The sequence below is a fragment of the Curtobacterium sp. MMLR14_006 genome, from assembly GCF_001864985.1.
GTDB lineage: Bacteria > Actinomycetota > Actinomycetes > Actinomycetales > Microbacteriaceae > Curtobacterium.
Genome location: NZ_MJGU01000023.1, coordinates 221065 through 234254 on the forward strand (window position 1 = coordinate 221065; position 13190 = coordinate 234254).

The 13190-nt window shown below is 73.4% G+C and carries 12 protein-coding genes; 5 read left to right on the plus strand and 7 right to left on the minus strand.

All coding sequences use genetic code 11. From position 1 onward, the window contains the following. Window positions 1–6 precede the first annotated feature (6 nt). Window positions 7–951: a glycoside hydrolase family 16 protein gene (locus BIU94_RS12825; RefSeq protein WP_071260874.1), complete on the minus strand. Its 945-nt coding sequence runs from the start codon at window positions 949–951 to the stop codon at window positions 7–9. An 877-nt stretch (window positions 952–1828) separates the two neighbouring features. Beyond that, window positions 1829–2839: a low specificity L-threonine aldolase gene (locus tag BIU94_RS12830; protein WP_083404813.1), complete on the minus strand. Its 1011-nt coding sequence runs from the start codon at window positions 2837–2839 to the stop codon at window positions 1829–1831. A gap of 59 nt (window positions 2840–2898) precedes the next feature. Between BIU94_RS12830 and BIU94_RS12835 the strand changes: the two genes are divergently transcribed. Together BIU94_RS12835 and BIU94_RS12840 are read left to right on the plus strand one after the other, a co-directional pair. Beyond that, complete coding sequence (locus BIU94_RS12835; RefSeq protein ID WP_071260878.1) at window positions 2899–3813, plus strand: metallophosphoesterase; 915 nt, start codon at window positions 2899–2901, stop codon at window positions 3811–3813. A 168-nt stretch (window positions 3814–3981) separates the two neighbouring features. Then, window positions 3982–5058: an NADP-dependent oxidoreductase gene (locus BIU94_RS12840; protein WP_071260880.1), complete on the plus strand. Its 1077-nt coding sequence runs from the start codon at window positions 3982–3984 to the stop codon at window positions 5056–5058. Between the two features lie 93 nt (window positions 5059–5151). Here BIU94_RS12840 and BIU94_RS12845 read toward each other — a convergent pair whose 3' ends face one another. Genes BIU94_RS12845 through BIU94_RS12855 form a run of 3 tightly spaced genes read right to left on the minus strand, consistent with a single transcriptional unit; the run spans window position 5152 to window position 8052 of the window. Further along, window positions 5152–5994: an ABC transporter permease gene (locus BIU94_RS12845; RefSeq protein WP_071260882.1), complete on the minus strand. Its 843-nt coding sequence runs from the start codon at window positions 5992–5994 to the stop codon at window positions 5152–5154. Continuing rightward, window positions 5981–6928: an ABC transporter ATP-binding protein gene (locus tag BIU94_RS12850; protein WP_071261988.1), complete on the minus strand. Its 948-nt coding sequence runs from the start codon at window positions 6926–6928 to the stop codon at window positions 5981–5983. Before BIU94_RS12850 ends, BIU94_RS12845 begins: the two co-directional genes overlap by 14 nt. A 50-nt stretch (window positions 6929–6978) precedes the next feature. Further along, window positions 6979–8052: an outer membrane lipoprotein carrier protein LolA gene (locus tag BIU94_RS12855; RefSeq protein WP_071260884.1), complete on the minus strand. Its 1074-nt coding sequence runs from the start codon at window positions 8050–8052 to the stop codon at window positions 6979–6981. A 130-nt stretch (window positions 8053–8182) separates the two neighbouring features. On the opposite strand from BIU94_RS12855, the gene BIU94_RS12860 reads away from it, so the two are divergent. Beyond that, entirely contained in the window at window positions 8183–9145 is a 963-nt protein-coding gene (locus BIU94_RS12860; protein ID WP_071260886.1) for a sugar-binding transcriptional regulator, read from the plus strand. Window positions 9146–9349: 204 nt separating this feature from the next. Here BIU94_RS12860 and BIU94_RS12865 read toward each other — a convergent pair whose 3' ends face one another. Next, on the minus strand, window positions 9350–10375 hold the full coding sequence (locus tag BIU94_RS12865) for a GTP-binding protein (protein WP_071260889.1): 1026 nt from the start codon (window positions 10373–10375) through the stop codon (window positions 9350–9352). Window positions 10376–10419: 44 nt separating this feature from the next. On the opposite strand from BIU94_RS12865, the gene ykgO reads away from it, so the two are divergent. Both ykgO and BIU94_RS12875 read left to right on the plus strand, forming a co-directional pair. Then, complete coding sequence (gene ykgO, locus BIU94_RS12870) at window positions 10420–10542, plus strand: type B 50S ribosomal protein L36 (protein WP_056224971.1); 123 nt, start codon at window positions 10420–10422, stop codon at window positions 10540–10542. A 28-nt stretch (window positions 10543–10570) separates the two neighbouring features. Beyond that, a complete protein-coding gene (locus BIU94_RS12875) occupies window positions 10571–11227 on the plus strand; it encodes a histidine phosphatase family protein (protein ID WP_071260892.1) in 657 nt (218 codons plus the stop codon). Window positions 11228–11344: 117 nt separating this feature from the next. On the opposite strand, the gene BIU94_RS12880 is transcribed toward BIU94_RS12875, so the two are convergent. Beyond that, window positions 11345–13072, minus strand: coding sequence for a glycerol-3-phosphate dehydrogenase/oxidase (locus BIU94_RS12880; RefSeq protein WP_071260894.1), 1728 nt, complete (start codon window positions 13070–13072; stop codon window positions 11345–11347). Window positions 13073–13190: the final 118 nt, after the last annotated feature.

Genomic DNA, 13190 nt, shown 5'->3' on the forward strand with positions numbered 1-13190 from the left:
CACCGCTCACTCGGTGGTGGACACCCAGTCGATGAGCAGGTGTCCGGACGCGCCCCAGTTGCCGACCTGGAACATGAATCGGTGCGGCGTCGTCGGGACGTCCTTCGTCACGGTGTGGAGCACCTGTCCGTCGACGCTGTATGTGACCGACCGACCCGGGTCCCAGTCCACCGTGTAGGTGTGCCAGTCGCGCCACGAGACGCCGCTCGGCACCTGGACCCGCTCGGCTTCGCGGCCCGGGGTCATCGAGTGCTGGAACGCGGACGGGCTCGCCTCGAAGTTGCCCTCGGGGAAGTCGATCTCGCCGTCGGCCCACCGGTTCGACGTCGGCCAGAGCATGAAGGCCGCCCCGTTGCCGTCGCCGCCGGTCGCCCGTGCACGCACGGAGAACGAGCCGCCGACGTGGTCCCAGGCGCCGGCCTTCGTGCCGAAGGTGCCCGCAGCACCCGCGCCGGTGCCGAGCGCGACGTCGAGGACGCCGTCGTGCGCCGTGACCGTGCGACTCGGCGCGTAGATGCCCGAGGTGCCGTCCGGGTACGGCTGCCACGACTGCGCGTACGCCGACGCGACCTGGCCGAGCGCGGCACCCGCCGAGAACTGCTCGACGAACGACGAGTCCGGCGGGGACGCTGCCGTGGCGGCCTCGTCGACCGGGGCGGTGGCAGGCTCGGGCGTGGGGCTCGCGGTCGGTTCGTCGGTGGGGGCGGGAGCCGGGTCCGGCGTCTCCGTGGGCTGCGGGTCCGTCGTGTCAGACGGTTCCGGGGCAGACGTCTCCGAGGGTGCCGGGGTCGGAGTGTCCTCGCCGGTGGGTCCCGGCGTGGGCGGCGCCGTCGGCGGGGCGTGGTGGTGGTGCCCACCCCAGCCCCACCAGGTGGTGGCGGAAGCGGCGGTCGGGACACCGATCACGAGCGCACCGGTCGTGGCGGCGGCGATCAGGGCGCGGCGGTTCACCGCGTGCTCCGGTCGGTCGTGGTCAGGTGGTCACTGGTGCGCCGGGGACGGCGCAGGGTTCGGGTTGCGATGTCGGGCTCCTCGGTGAGGTGGGGCTCTGGCATGGACGGGGCCCATCGTGGGGCGCCCGGGACATCATGCACGATGCTGCCCCCCGTTCGGGGGTAATGACCGTAATCTGCACCCCCGGCGGTTCCTTCGCCTCCTGTTCACCGCCCCGCCCCGCCGCGCCGAGGCCGTCGAGCCGCCGGTTCCCGCGGCCGTCGGGTCGTCGGGGCCGTCGGGTCGCCGGAACGCCGGATCGCCGGATCGCCGGATCGTCGAGCCGCCGTGATCGTCAGGTCGCCGCGTCGCCGCACTGCCGGGCCGCGCGTGCCACGGCCGTCGGCTGGGGGCGGAGTAGCCGTCGCGCGCCGTGACGGTCGTGGTTCGCGATCCCCGGACTGCACGAACCAGGACCGTCAGCGATCAGGAGAGAGGACGGGTCCTGGCCCGTGCTACGTGCTCCGTGCCCCGGGCCCCGGCGCGGGCTCCGGACCCCGGTCGCGGTGCCCGGCGCGGACCCGGGCACGAGGTGCGGCGCGGTGCGGTGCGGCGCGGTGCGGCGCGGTGCCCGGTCGCGGTGCCTGGCGCGGTGCGGTGCGCGGCGCGGACCTCGGGCGTGGTGTGCGGCGCGGTGCCCGGCGCGAGGCCCGGCGCCGGCGCCGATGCGGTGCCCGGTCGCCGCGGCACTCGGCGGACGCCGGTGGCCCACGCAACGCCGCCAGCGGCAGCGGGCACGCTCGCTCCTGGTCGTCCTCGTCCACCCACCGCCGAATGAGCCGACGGTTCCCGCGCACAGGGCGGGCCGAGGTCGCGGACAGTCCCCGAGCCCGTGTCAGCGGGGGAGCGTCCGCAGCACCTCCGCCGCCCGCACGGCGTCCTCCTGGCTGACGTCGAGGTGCGTCACGAGCCGGACCCGGCGCGGCCCGAGCTGCATGAGCCGCACCCCGTCGGCGGCCGCGGCCTCGACGAAGGCCGCCGGGTCGGCGACCTCGGCGAAGACGATGTTCGTGTCGACGTGGGACGGGTCGACGTCGAGGGCCTCGGCCAGCAGCCGGGCGTTCGCGTGGTCCTCGGCGAGCCGGTCGACGTGGTGGGCCAGGGCGTACCGGCCGGCCGCGGCGAGGAAGCCCGTCTGCCGCATGCCCCCGCCGTACCGCTTCCGCCAGATCCGCGCCGCGGCGATGCGCTCCGCCGAGCCGACGAGCACCGACCCGACCGGGGCGCCGAGTCCCTTCGACAGGCAGACCGAGACGGTGTCGAAGCCGTCCGCGAGCTCGTGCAGGGGCGTGCCCGACGCGACGTGCGCGTTCCACAGCCGGGCGCCGTCCAGGTGTACGGCGACGTCGTGCGCCCGGGCGTACGCCTGCACCGCGCGGACCTCGTCCTGCGGCTGCACGGTCCCGCCGCCGAAGTTGTGGGTGTTCTCGATCGCGATCGCGGTGGTCGACACCGAGTAGGCGCCGGCGTTCGGTTCGGCCAGCTCGCGCACGGCGTCGGCGACGAGCCGACCGCGGTCCGACGGCCACGTCCTGGTCGTGATGCCGGAAAACACCGCGGCGGCACCGAGCTCGGCCCGCACCACGTGCGCCTGTTGGTCGGCGACGAGCTCCGCTCCCGGGGCGACGAGCAACCGCAGCCCGAGCTGGTTCGCCATCGAGCCCGTCGGGGTGAACAGGCCGGCCTCGTGCCCGAGCAGTGCGGCGACCTCGTGCTCGAGCGCCGTGGTCTCCGGGTCCTCGCCGAAGACGTCGTCGCCGACCTCGGCGTCGAGCATCGCGGCGCGCATCGCCGCGGTCGGACGGGTGACGGTGTCGGAGCGGAGGTCGATGAGCGCGTCGGTCACCAGGCAACGCTAACCCGCCCGCCAGCCGCCGGACCACCGGCGCAGGTACCGTGGCGGGCATGCAGCCGCCGGCACCGGGAACCCTCCGCATCCTCCACCTGTCCGACACCCACCTGACGGGCGACGGCGCCCTGCACCAGGGGTCCGTCGACACCGCCGCCGCGCTCGACCGCGTGCTCGCCCACGCCGACGGCGTCCCCGGGGTCGGGCTCGTCGTGGTCTCCGGGGACGTCTCCGAGGACGGCAGCCGCGCGTCGTACGCCGCCGTGCTCGACCGCGTCGGCGGGTGGGCCGAACGGCACGGAGCGGCCCTCGTCGCCGTGCCCGGCAACCACGACCTGCGCGAGGGCTTCCGCCAGGTGCTCGTGAACGGACACGTGCTCGGCGAGGGCGGCGTCCGGCTCGCACACACGATGGAGTACCACCCGCCGACGGTCCCGGTCGCCGGGCAGTCGATCGTCGCCGGCCGGCGCATCGTCACCGTGGACACGAGCGTGCCGGGAGCCGGGTACGGCGAGGTGTCCGAGGCCGCGCTCGACAAGCTCCGCACCGCGCTCGCCGGCGACGACGCGCCGCACGGCAGCGTCGTCGTCCTGCACCACCCGCCGTTGCCCGCGCCGACCGCACTGCACGACGCCCTCCGCCTGCAGAACCCCGGCGACCTGGCCGGGGCGATCGGCGGCTCCGACGTCCACGTCGTGCTCGGCGGCCACTACCACCACCACTTCGCCGGGTCGCTGGCGGGCGTCCCGGTCCTCGTCGCCCCGGGCGTCGCGAACGACACCGACGTGACCGGCGCGTACGACGAGGAGTCGGCGCACGTCGGCAGCGGGGCGCTCGTCGTCGACGTCGCCGAGGACGGCTCGATCTGGTCGACGCCGTTCCGCGTCCCCGACCCCGACGCCGATCCGATCGCCTTCCACCTCGACGCCGACGCGGTGGCGTCGGTCATCGCGCAGGCCGGCAGGCACTGACGACGCGCGCGGTGGACGCGCGTCGGGACGGACGGGAGGCCCGTGGCGGATCCGCCACGGGCCTCCCGTCCGTCGCCTGGTCGCGTCCGCACGCCGGTACCCCGCCTGTTCGGGCTGCACGCGGGAACACCGAGTAGGCCGGAGCCACCACGCAGCGAAGGAGCAGCCATGCGACACGGCAGTGCAGTCCAGTTCGACCGGTACGGTGACTTCGACGTCGTCGAGCTCGTCCCGCAGGAGAAGCCGACGGCCGGACCCGGTGAGATCGTCGTCGAGATCGTCGCGGCCGGCCTCAACCACATCGAGCGGTTCCTGCGCGAGGGCAAGCTCCGCGACCACGTGGACCTCGAGTTCCCCGCGCACCAGGGCGTCGACTTCGCCGGCATCGTCCGCGCACGCGGCGACGGCGTGAAGGACCTGCGCGTCGGTGACGAGGTCATGGGCCACGCACCCACGGGCGGTGCCCACGCGACCTGGATCGCGGTGCCGCGCGGTGCGGTCATCAAGAAGCCGGAACACGTCGGGTGGGAGGTCGCCGGCGGCCTGTACCTGGCCGGCTGCACGGCCGTCTCCGTGGTGCGGTCGCTCCGCCTCGGCCCGGACGACACCGTGGTGATCACCGCGGCCGCCGGCGGCGTCGGGCACATCGAGTGCCAGCTCGCGCACGACTCCGGTGCGACCGTCATCGCGCTCGGCAGCCCCCGCAACCACGACTACCTGCGGCAGATCGGCACGCTGCCCGTCGCCTACGGCGAGGGCGAGGAGGACCGGATCCGCGACATCGCGGACGGCCGCCCGATCACCGCCTTCATCGACAACCACGGCGAGAGCAACGCCGAACTGCTGGCGGAGCGACTCGGTGTCAGCGACGAGCGGTTCGTGTCGTCCGAGGAGCGGCGGGACATCGAGGTGCGGTTCCTGCGCGCCCCCGCCGAGGACGAGGAGACCCGCGAACTCCTCACCCTGCTCGCGAAGGCCGTGCAGGACCGCCGGGTGCAGGTCCTCATCTCGGGGTTCTACCCCTTCGAGTACATCGTCGAGGCGTACGAGGACCTGGCCGAGATGAAGTCGCGCGGCAAGGTCGTGATCGGCATGCAGACCGTCGAGACGGGTGCGCGACTCGACTGGTACCGCTCAGAGAAGGCCCGCGACCTGCGCGACCGGTACGCCGAGGCGCGCACCACCGAGGACCCGCAGGGCACCGAGCCGAGCATGGCCGGCGGGTCGATCACCCCCGCCGACTGACCGGCGGGCCGCCGGCCGGCCACCAGCCGGCCGCAGGAGGGGACGTGCCCGGCCGGCGGCCGGGTGCCCGGCTGACCGGCCGGATCGACGTGCTCAGGCCAGGACGTCCTTCGTGGCGAACCGGCTGTACGCCAGGGCACCGAAGACGACGACGTAGCCGAGTTGCAGCACCGCGTTCGACCCGAACGAGTCGAACGAGATCGGGTCGCGGAGCAGGTCGCCGAACCCGAGCCACTGGTGCGAGAACAGGAACGGGTGCAGCCACTCGAGCTGCGGCAGCTGGTCGAGCACCTGCGACGCCCCGGCGAGCACGACCGTCGCCGCCATCGCGCCGACCGGCACGTTCGTCAGGGTGGACGCGAACAGCCCGATCGCGGACAGGCCGAGCATCGACAGCGTCACGTACAGCGCGAGGAGCAGGGCGCGGCCCGCGTAGGACCACCCGCCGACCTGCGTGCCGGACAGCAGCGTCACGGGCCCGATCGGGAACAGCACGGCACCGATGGCCGCGCCGACGAGCACCACGAGCAGCGTCGCGGCGAGGCAGAACGCGACCGCGCCGACGTACTTCACCAGGACGAAGCGCAACCGGCCGGTCGGGGCCACGAGCAAGTACCGGATCGTGCCGTGGCTGGCCTCGCCCGCGACCGTGTCGCCGGCGACGACCCCCACGGTCAGCGGCAGGAACAGGGGGATCGAGACCGTCAGCGCGGTGAACGCGACGAACAGGCCGTTGTTCGTGATGTCGCCGAGGAACGCCGGGCCGCCGTCGTCACCGGACGTCGCGACCCGCACTGCGACGGCGATGAGGATCGGCACGAGCGCCAGGGCCCCGAGCATCGCCCAGGTGCGACGACGACGGAACACCAGCGCGAGCTCCGAGCCGAGCAGTGCGAAGGTCCGCTGTCGACGGACGACGGCGTCAGGCTGCGACATCGAACCCCTCTCCGGTGAGCGCCACGAACAGGTCCTCGAGGGTGCCCCCGCCGACGCTCAGCCCGCGGACGCGGACGTCCGCACGGACGAGCTCGGCCGTGATCGTCTCCGGGGGTACCTCCTGCGGCAGGTCCGCGACGAGGACGTCCGCGCCGCCCTCGTGCCGCGGCGCCAGGCCGAGCGCGGTCAGGACGGTGGCGGCCTGCCCGACGTCCGGCGTGCGGACCGTGACGGTGCGGGCACCGGCGGAGCGGAGGTCGTCGAGGGTGCCCTGCGCGACGAGCTTGCCGGCGCGCATCACCGCGGCGTGCGTGCAGACCTGCTCGATCTCGGCGAGCAGGTGGCTCGACACGAACACCGTGGTGCCGTCGTCGGCGAGGGACCGGATGAGGTTGCGGACCTCGCGTGTCCCCTGCGGATCGAGGCCGTTCGTCGGTTCGTCGAGCACGAGCAGGTCACGCGGCGCGAGCAGGGCGTTCGCGAGGCCGAGGCGCTGCTTCATGCCGAGCGAGTACGCGTGCGCCTTCTTGTCGGCGGCGTGCGACAGCCCCACGCGGTCGAGGGCGCGCGCCACGCGCTCCCGACGGGTGCGCGGGTCCGACGTCGGGTCGGCGGCGTCGAAGCGCTGCAGGTTCGCCCGACCGGACAGGTAGGGGTAGGCGGCCGGACCCTCGACGAGTGCGCCGACGCGGGGGAGCACCCGGTGCAGCGCCGACGGCATCGGTTGCCCGAGGACCTCGATCGAGCCGCCGGTCGCGCTCGAGAGCCCGAGCAGCATGCGGATCGTCGTCGTCTTGCCGGAGCCGTTCGGCCCGAGGAACCCGAACACCGCGCCGCGCGGCACCGCCAGGTCGATGCCGTCGACGGCACGCTGCCGCCGGAACACCTTCTGCAGGTCCGTGGTGCGGATCGCGAGGTCGGTGTCGGTGCCGATGGACGGCGTCGATGGCGTGGTCGGTCCCGCGCCGGGTGGTTCCGTCGTGCTCACTTCGCGGCGGCGACCAGCGACGACACCGGGACGGCACCGGCGAGGACCCGGCCGTCGTCGGTCAGGTAGACCGAGACGAGGGACGTCTGCACCGCACGACCGCCGTCGACGGGCGTCGTCAGCTGGTCGAGCAGCCCGGAGGCCTGCTCACCGAGGGACGACTGGTCGACCGTGCCGGCGGGGAGCTCCGCGATGGTGTCCCAGCCCGTACCGGTGACCGCCGGGCCGGCCGGCCGATCGCCCCGGGCGTGGTCGCGGGCGTGCTGGCGGACGTCGGAGAGGTCCTTCTCGGTGACCGTCGCGTTCGCGGGCGCCGTGAAGTCGAACAGCCGCGCAGCGGGTGCGCCGTAGGACAGGCTGGTGAAGCCGACCTGCACGGCCGGGTCGTCCTGGCCCGCTGCCGTGACGGCGGCGCGCAGCGGCAGCCCGGTCTGCTGGTCGACCGCCAGCTGCACCGAACCGACGAGGGTGTCCGACGACTTCGGGGTCAGCGTGATCTGCCAGGCGTCGTGCCCGGCGACGCTGACGCGGGTCGGCTTCGACACCGTCGTGGTCGGCGTGATGGCGTCGACGGCCTGCCGGGCGATGTCCGCCGGGGTCGCCGTGCCGTCCCGCAGGTGGTCTCCTGCGGAACCGCTCGGCAGCGTCACGTGGGTGGCGGTGCGGTCCTCCGAGTCCCAGGTCCAGACGTCGGACCCGTTCCGGACGACGTCCTGCTCGGCGAGCTGCTGCGTCAGCTGGAACCGCTGCTTGTCCTCGCCGTCCACGTAGACCCGCGCGGTGTGCGACGAGGTGAGGAGCCCGAGCACGTCGGAGGCGTCGCCCTCGAGCGAGGACCCGCCCGACCCGGTCGGCAGCTCGGGGAGCCCGAGGTCGCTCGTCTGGGCGAGCTTGCCCGAGTAGGCCGCGTCGGACGAGTGCGCGATGCTCGCGATGACGTCCGCGGCGCTCGGCTGCGTGCCGGCGATCGGTTCCTGTGCCGCGCTCGCGATCATCGGGGCGGCGACGGCGACGGCGCCGGCCACGACGACCGGCGCGATGACTGCTGGCAGCCAGGCTGACTTCTTCATCGGGATCCCCTCGTGGAGCGTTCGAGACGTGGGTACCGTACGTCCGACCCCCGACAGCCCGCTGTGCGTTCCGGGGGGAGTGCGTCCTCCGACCCACCGGGCGCCGAGGGCGTCCCGCTACGATCGCCCCATGTCCGCCGAGCTCCCCGCCGCCGAGGGTTCCCGGACCCGCTTCCCGCTCGACACCGTCTACCAGGCGGCGCGGATGTACTACCTCGAGGACGCCACCCAGGCCGAGATCGCCTCGCGGCTCGGGGTCTCCCGCCCCACCGTGTCACGCCTGGTGAGCGAGGCCCGCCGCGCCGGACTCGTCCGCATCGAGGTCGTCGACCCGTTCCAGGACGAGACCGTGGCGCTCGCCGAACGCCTGCAGGTCGTGCTCGGCCTCGGCGCCGTGCACCTGGCGGCGGTCACCCACACGGCGACGCTCGGCGTCGACCTGGCCGGCCCGATCGCCGCCGCCGTCGAGGGCATGAACCTCGCGCCGGGCGACGCCGTCCTCATGTCGTCCGGCAGCACCGTCTACGACGTCGCGCACACCGCCGTGCCGCCGATGCCCGGCGTCCAGCTCGTGCCGACGGTGGGTGGCCAGGCGGACCCGACGCCGTGGTTCCAGACGAACGAGATCACCCGGGCCGCCGCCGAACGCTCCGGTGCGATCCCGGCGTTCCTGTTCGCGCAGGCCCTGCCGTCCGCGGCGATGCGCGCGACGCTCGACGAGGACCCGGCGTTCCAGCACGTCGTCGGGCTGTGGGGACGGGCGAAGGGCGCGATCCTCGGCATCGGGGCACCGGCGCCGACCCGGGACTCCTCGGCGCGGGGCGTGCCCGTCGACGACGCCGTCTTCGACCGTGCCGCGGGCGACGTCTGCCTCAACTTCTACGACACCGACGGCGCCGCCATCGAGTTCCCCGGCAGCGACCGGATGGTGCGGACCTCTCGCGAGGTCCTCGCCGCCGTCCCGCACGCCGTCGGGGTCGCCGTCGGCAGCGCCAAGGTCACGAGCATCCTCGGCGCGGTGCGCGGCGGTCTCGTCAACGAGCTCGTCACCGACGCCGCGACGGCGCGGGCGGTGCTCGACGCACTCGCCTGACGTCGGGCGGCGTCGGCGGCGTCGGTGCACGCGCATCGAGCGACGACCCACGCGTCGATCGTCTCGTGGTCCGTCGCAGGATGCACGCGCACCCGATGCGGGCGCATGTTCCGACTGCCCACGCGTCGATCGAGTCGTGGACGGTCGGAGGGAGCGCGAACACGCACGCCGCAGGCGCTCCCGCTGCCGGGCGCGGCGCCGCCGTCAGTCGTGCCGGTGCTCGGATGCGGGGTCGACCGCGGGCCAGACCGGGAACGGGTCCGCCCAGCCGCGCCAGACGTCCGGGCCGGCGAGCAGCTCGTCCGGCGTCAGGAGCGCACCGTCCAGGGCCCGCTCGATCGCCCGGACGTCGAGTCGCTCACCGACGAACCACAGTGCCTGCCCGACGGGGGCGTCCGCGTCCCACGACGGGTTCGCGGTGGGGTCGAGGGCGAGCATCGCGCCGACGCTCGACCACGAGCCGACGTGGTCCGGGCGCGAGGCCAGCCGGAAGAAGCCCTTCGACCGCAGAACCCGGCCGTTCACCCCCGCCGCCAGGTCCTGCTCGATGACGGCGGCCAGGCGTCCGGGGTGGAACGGCAGCGGCTCGCGGTAGCGCATCGACACGAGGTCGTCGCGGACCTCCCGCCCGGTGTCCGCGCCGCTCGACAGCGCCCGCATCCAACCGGCCCCGGTCGCGAGCACGCGCGCCGCGCCGCCGTTCGACGCCGGCAGGTCCGCGGCGCTCCGGATCGTCGGCAGAGCGACGATGACGGCCTGGGGTGCCAGCCGGTGCAGCAGGGCCACGAGTGCCCGCCGCCGGACCCCGGACAACGGTTCGACACGGTCGAGGGCGATGACCGTCGCGTACTCGACGAGCGCGGCGACCCGGTCGGCCTCGACGAAGGCGTCGTCGACGTCCGACCACAGCAGGTGCGCGAGGTCGTCCGCCCGCAGCACACCCACGACGTGCCGCAGGACGCGATCGTCGCCGGTCTCGGCCCTGGCGGCGTTCGCGAGCAGCATGCCGACCGCGCGGGCGTCGGTCCCCGGGTGCAGCGTGACGACGAGTCCGTGCTCCGCCGAAGGTCCGCACACCAGGTCGAGCTGGTCAGTTCGATCGGCGATCGCACGCGCGGCGGCGAGGGCGCGCTCCGCGACGTGCATCCGGTGGCCGGAGCTGATCCGAGCAGCGACGCGGTCCGCGTCCTCCTGGTGGAGGGCCGTGACGAGGGTGATGACGGGAGACATGTCGGCTACTCTAACTGAAAAGCATTCTCAACAAGGAGGCACGCATGAAGGTCCGCAACTCGCTCAAGGCGCTCAAGAAGATCCCCGGCTCGCAGGTGGTGCGCCGCCGCGGCCGCGTCTACGTCATCAACAAGAAGGACCCACGCTGGAACACCCGCCAGGGCTGACGTCGGCGGCCGTCCGTAGGGTGGCTCCATGCGACTGCTGCTCATCCGCCACGGCCAGACCCCCGCGAACGTGCACGGCATCCTCGACGCCGAGGTGCCCGGCCCCGGCCTGACCGAACTCGGCCAGCGGCAGGCCGACGCCCTGCCCGCGGCGCTCGCCGACCGCGGCATCGAGCGGCTCTTCGTCTCGTCGATGGTCCGGACACAGCACACCGCGGCACCCCTGGCGGCGTCGCTCGGGCTCGAGCCGGTGGTGCTGCCGGGCCTCCGCGAGATCTCGGCGGGGGACACCCAGGGCAAGCGCGACGCGACCTCGGTCCAGATCTACATCTCGACCGTGCACGGGTGGTCCGGCGGCGACCGCAGCACGCGGATGCCCGGCGGCGAGAGCGGCGACGAGTTCTTCGCGCGCTACGACGACGCGGTGCGGCAGATCGAGGCGAGCGGGGTCGCGGTGGCGGCCGCGGTCAGCCACGGCGCCGCGATCCGCACGTGGGCGAGCGCCGCGGCGCAGAACACCCCGGACCACTTCGGCACGAAGCGGAACCTCGAGAACACCGGCATCGTCGAGCTCGAGGGGTCGTCGGACGACGGCTGGCGGCTGGTGGACTGGGAGGGCGAGCCGATCGGCGGCGAGCAGCTCATCGACCGCACGGCCCAGGACCCGACCGGCGAACGCGCCTGACGCGACCAGCCGACCGCGAACGCGACCAGCGGCCCGCGGCCCGCGAACGCGACCAGCGGACGGACAGGAGGCCCGGTACCAGCTGGTACCGGGCCTCCTGTCCGTGGGGGACGAGCGCTACGCGAGCTGCGACGCCGACGTGAGCGGCACGATCACGCGGTGCGACTCGCGCAGGACGTCGAGGGTGCGCTGGACCTCGTCCGCGCGCTCCTCGGTCGTCCAGCCGAGCGCCTCGGCGAGCACGTCGGCCAGCTCGTCGAGCAGGTCGATCGTGACGCCGCCGACGAACGCCAGGTTCGTGCGGCGCAGGACGACGTCGACCAGGTGCACGGCCTGCTCGTGGCGGGCGAAGTACGCGACCTCGGCGCGGGTGAGCGACGGGTCCGACTCGAGGGCGTCGACCGGGCCGTCGACCAGGACGTCCACGACCTCGGCCGCGCGGGTGCCGTAGCGCTCGAGCAGGCCCTCGACCAGGGACTCGTCGAGCCCGTGGCCGTGCGCGGTGACCCACAGGGCGCGCTGCGCATCGGTGGTCGGGAACTCCTTGCCACCGCCGATCGGCATGCCGGTCGTGTCGACCGTGCGGGTGACGCCGAGCTTGGTCGTCGCCTCGGTGGACAGGTGCGCCGCGAGGGCGCGGAACGTCGTCCACTTGCCGCCGACGAGCGACAGCACGGTCGACCCGGGCAGCCCGGCGATGGGGGTGTCCACGATCCGGTAGTCGCGGGACACGAAGCCGGGGGCGGTGTCCTCGTGGCGGGGGAGCGGACGGATGCCGGAGTAGCTGTAGACGATGTGGTCGCGGGTGACCTCGATCTGCGGGAACACGTGCTTCACCAGCCCGAAGAAGTAGTCGATCTCCTCGTCGGTGGTGACGACCGGCTTCGACGGGTCGGCGTCGATGTCGGTCGTGCCGATGAGCACCCGGCCCTTGAGCGGGTAGATGAGGACGATGCGGCCGTCGTCGTTCTCGAAGAACAGCTCGCGGCCCTTGGTGGCCTCGAGCAGCTCGTCGTTGTGGACGACGATGTGCGAGCCCTTCGTGCCGCCCATGAACTTCGTCTCGCCGCCGAAGGCCTCGTTCGTCAGGTCGGTCCACGGGCCGGAGGCGTTGATCACGACGTCGGCGGTGAAGACGAACTCGTCGCCGGTCTCGCGGTCGCGGAGCAGGACGCCGCCGTCGCGGGTACCGGCTGCCTCGACGTAGTTGACCGCGCGGGCGCGGTCGGCGCCGGCGGACAGGCCGTCCTTGAGGACGTCGAGGGCCAGGCGCTCGGGCTCGTGCACGCTCGCGTCGTAGTAGGTGCCCGTGTACTTCAGGTCCTTGTTGAGGGCCGGCATGTCCTCGAGCGCGGCCTTCTTCGTGCGGAAGACGTGCTTCGGGACGGAGCCGCCGTCACGCGAGAAGGAGTCGTAGATCGTCATGCCGATCTTGATGAGCATGGCGCCGCGCTCCTTGGTGGAACGCTGCTTGTGCGTCAGCATCCGCAGCGGGGCGTTCATGATGCCGGAGAACGTCGAGAAGATCGGCATCGTCGTCTGCAGCGGCTTCACGTAGTGCGGGGCGATGCGGATGAGGCCGTTGCGCTCCTGCACGCTCTCGCGCACCAGGCGGAACTCGCCGTTCTCCAGGTAGCGGATGCCGCCGTGGATCATGTGGCTCGACGCTGCCGAGGCGCCGCCGGCGTAGTCGCCGCGCTCGACCAGGGCGACGTCGACGCCCTGCATCGCGAGGTCGCGGAAGGTGGCGATGCCGTTGATGCCACCACCGACGATGAGGACCTGCGCGTTCGGGCGCTCGGTGAGGGCGGTCACCGTCTTCCTGGGCTGTGTCGTCTTCGACATGGTTCGTCGCTTCCTTCGTCTGTTCGTGGGGTCACCAACGATCGTGCGCTCCGGCGAGAGAGCGGGCAACTCACGTGCACGAACGTGCAGCACACCTGTCGCGCACCAGGATCGAGCA

Bases quoted from the DNA above. Each gene is read 5' to 3' on its own strand.
- ykgO (WP_056224971.1), top strand. From the start codon at position 10,420: ATGAAGGTCCGCAACTCGCTCAAGGCGCTCAAGAAGATCCCCGGCTCG.
- BIU94_RS12845 (WP_071260882.1), bottom strand. From the start codon at position 5,994: ATGTCGCAGCCTGACGCCGTCGTCCGTCGACAGCGGACCTTCGCACTG.
- BIU94_RS12875 (WP_071260892.1), top strand. From the start codon at position 10,571: ATGCGACTGCTGCTCATCCGCCACGGCCAGACCCCCGCGAACGTGCAC.
- BIU94_RS12860 (WP_071260886.1), top strand. From the start codon at position 8,183: ATGTCCGCCGAGCTCCCCGCCGCCGAGGGTTCCCGGACCCGCTTCCCG.
- BIU94_RS12855 (WP_071260884.1), bottom strand. From the start codon at position 8,052: ATGAAGAAGTCAGCCTGGCTGCCAGCAGTCATCGCGCCGGTCGTCGTG.
- BIU94_RS12880 (WP_071260894.1), bottom strand. From the start codon at position 13,072: ATGTCGAAGACGACACAGCCCAGGAAGACGGTGACCGCCCTCACCGAG.
- BIU94_RS12835 (WP_071260878.1), top strand. From the start codon at position 2,899: ATGCAGCCGCCGGCACCGGGAACCCTCCGCATCCTCCACCTGTCCGAC.
- BIU94_RS12840 (WP_071260880.1), top strand. From the start codon at position 3,982: ATGCGACACGGCAGTGCAGTCCAGTTCGACCGGTACGGTGACTTCGAC.
- BIU94_RS12865 (WP_071260889.1), bottom strand. From the start codon at position 10,375: ATGTCTCCCGTCATCACCCTCGTCACGGCCCTCCACCAGGAGGACGCG.